This is a genomic window from Vibrio sp. 10N.222.49.A3, from assembly GCF_041475145.1.
GTDB lineage: Bacteria > Pseudomonadota > Gammaproteobacteria > Enterobacterales > Vibrionaceae > Vibrio > Vibrio tasmaniensis_A.
Window position 1 is genome coordinate 1 of the sequence record NZ_JBFRVM010000244.1, and the last position, 2,717, is coordinate 2,717.

The 2,717-nt window shown below is 41.0% G+C and carries 2 protein-coding genes and 1 pseudogene; 1 reads left to right on the forward strand and 2 read right to left on the reverse strand.

Annotated features, from left to right (window positions below):
• Positions 1-328, forward strand: a pseudogene (locus AB4589_RS24265) (hypothetical protein); the annotation flags it as partial.
• Between the two features lie 390 nt (positions 329-718).
• Here the strand turns inward: AB4589_RS24265 and AB4589_RS24270 are convergent.
• Together AB4589_RS24270 and AB4589_RS24275 are read right to left on the reverse strand one after the other, a co-directional pair.
• Complete coding sequence (locus AB4589_RS24270) at positions 719-2,125, reverse strand: HipA domain-containing protein (RefSeq protein ID WP_372101857.1); 1,407 nt, start codon at positions 2,123-2,125, stop codon at positions 719-721.
• On the reverse strand, positions 2,118-2,453 hold the full coding sequence (locus AB4589_RS24275; RefSeq protein ID WP_210444949.1) for a helix-turn-helix domain-containing protein: 336 nt from the start codon (positions 2,451-2,453) through the stop codon (positions 2,118-2,120). The genes AB4589_RS24270 and AB4589_RS24275 overlap by 8 nt, the downstream gene beginning before the upstream one ends.
• Positions 2,454-2,717 lie beyond the last annotated feature (264 nt).

The window sequence follows — 2,717 nt, forward strand, 5'->3', positions numbered from 1 at the left end:
GGTTCATGGGGCGGATACGGTTGAGCTAGCTAAACACCTCGATTCAGCAGCAAGAACTTTAATCACTTTTATATTTGAACAAGCTGTCGAGCACGCAAAAAATGATAATACAAAAGATTGGCTACAACATGTATCAGGGGCTGTGGATTCAAATGAATACCAGTTTATAGCTAGATTTTCAGATGAGATTGCACCAGATAAAACAGAACAAAGAGTTCAGAATTTAAGCAATCGAATAGCTAAATTAGAAGCTTTTGAAAAGATAAGCAAGTCGATTAGACAAGGGCTTCAGGAAGAATTGAGAATCTTGGAAACGAGTCGTACTTAAAGAGTTAAGCCTGTGGATCTTTAGGGCTGCAGAGCAATGCTGAGACGATAGAGAAGCCTAAACACTCCGTTAATGATATCGCATTCGATCGAGCGTTGGTGACCAACAAAACCTCAGTATGTGATCTTGACGATGACAATATTCACAGATCAGCAATTAAGCTGGTGCTTGAGTAAGCGGAAATACTGGCAGTATGGTTGGTATATGTGCTTAAAGAGGCAAGGCATATAGCCTTGCTTTCTTTTTGCATAACCATTCGATAAAATTCTCAAACGCGCGTAGGTCACAATATATATTTTTATCTAAAGTAGCTAATTACAGCGAAAAGCTTAACTCATTTTTGTCCAAAAATGGTTTATAAATTGCTAAAGATCGCCCCTGCATTTGCTATTAAAGAAGCTCACTCATTTCTGGCACACTGTCGGCTTGCGCTAACAAGTATTCACACTCTGTTTGGATTAGTGAGACACATAGTTCTATGTGTTCACGCTCTCCGTCATCGATTCCTTGAGCTTCGGTAAGTCCAACCGTTTCCTTCAGGGCATTCTTTATGGCACCAATGGTTTCTGCAATTATGGAAGCCATTTTGGTGCCTGAATAGCCGAGCAGAGCACCGAATTCAGCTAAATCATAGCTGGTGATAGGGTGTTTGAAGTTACCTTTCGGCGGATTTTGAAAGCCTTCACTTTCCCAATCTCCAATCGACATTGCAAAATATTGAGGGATACTGACGGCACGCCCCTCATCAGCAGACAATTTACCGCTTTGTGAGTTGCGTTTTACTCCCTCTTGAGCGATAGCTTCTATGTTGACTAAATCATAAAAAGGGGTCAGTTCAAGGCCTTTAGGGGTGATGAAGAAGCTAATATTTTTACCATGAGCATCGTAGTTTAGTGTTGCTAGATTAAAGAGCATCCATTGGGTAAGCTTTAGGTTGGTGATTACCGTATCTATGGTTTTGACGCTCAGTAGGCGTGGGAAAGAAACGCCATCACGCATATATACACCATCGCCTTCATCCCCATTCTGACGCTCGTATTTGTAACCTGGAGGTAAGTCAGTCGCCTGACAGCCATCAATCACATGTTTTCGTTGAACGACATCACGAGCCTCGATATAGGTACGATCGAACCGCTCTATGATCAGTGTCCTAGTCTTCCCAATACGGGTTAACTCAACATTAGCGACGTCCAAACCTGCTAGCTTAGCTAATGTCATGCAAAAGAACTCATTCACAGCAATACACGGTGCTTTACCGCTTTCAAACTTCAGAATGTAGTTCGAACTTAATTTTCCTTCACCAAATCCCCATTCATCGCCGCGCTTAAGTAAGTTTAACTTGTTTTGCACACCGGCAACCGAAAGGCGAACCTTACCGTCCCAATAAACTAATGGTGCTAAATTTCGCTCTAGTCGTTCTATTAGTTCATCATCAGGGACAGCTCTAAAGCTGGTTTCCTCAGGTTCTGAGTTTGGGACTCGAAAAGATAATGCGCCAGATGTTTCCGCACCAAGCTTACGAATTAGCCCAAACGTATTGCTTTTGGAGATAATGGTGTTTTGTATCATCTCCTCAAAGGCTTCTCCTTCAGGAAGTAGATTTCTGAGATAATTCTCGATACTTCGTGGCGAAGCCTGATCATCAACAGGGATGTGTGGAGAAATCGGAAAACCAGTGTGTTTCCATTCATCTTCATAGATGAACGAGAACTCTGTTTCTGTTCCGACAGGAAGAATCAAACGACCAATTTTGGTATTCGTACCGATAAACACGTCTAATTGTTGCAATTTACTCATACCAACCATCCTCATTGCTTATCACGCTGTTTTCATCTTGGGAGGTTATTTGGTTATGTGGACGAACAAATAGGTTTAAGTCGATAAGGCGTAACGACAGCCCTAAGATATCCATGAGAACGAGTACATTGGCAAAGGTGACACTGGTATCGCCTTTTTCAATCTTCATGATTGTCCTACGAGATAAATTGGCTTTTGAAGCGAGATCATCAATACGCCAGCCTCTATCGGTGCGTTTAGAGCGAATGGCGCTCCCCAGCGTTTCCATACTGAACTCGGTATTCAAATCAGGCATAGGTTGTGCCTTTACCATCTTACCTTTTTTCATAAGTGCCTTTTAATGTACTTTTGTTACTATTGGGGTCGCCTTAATATATAAGTTCATTATAGATCACTTTAAAAGTGTCTGTATAAGAAATTATTTAAAAGTGTAATTTAAGTAACTTATGTTTAGTTTGCTAGTTGCATGTTCGTTCCAATTAGTGGCAATCTGTTTTTGCTAAACTAGAGTAAGCGTGTCATAAAATCACCATGTGAATAGAATAAGGTTCTAAGCAGCAATGAAAGTTAAAATGTGAAGTTGTCTGATACT

What these genes read in the sequence shown, in the direction of transcription:
- AB4589_RS24275 (WP_210444949.1), bottom strand. Translation starts at nt 2,453, where the DNA reads ATGAAAAAAGGTAAGATGGTAAAGGCACAACCTATGCCTGATTTGAAT.
- AB4589_RS24270 (WP_372101857.1), bottom strand. Translation starts at nt 2,125, where the DNA reads ATGAGTAAATTGCAACAATTAGACGTGTTTATCGGTACGAATACCAAA.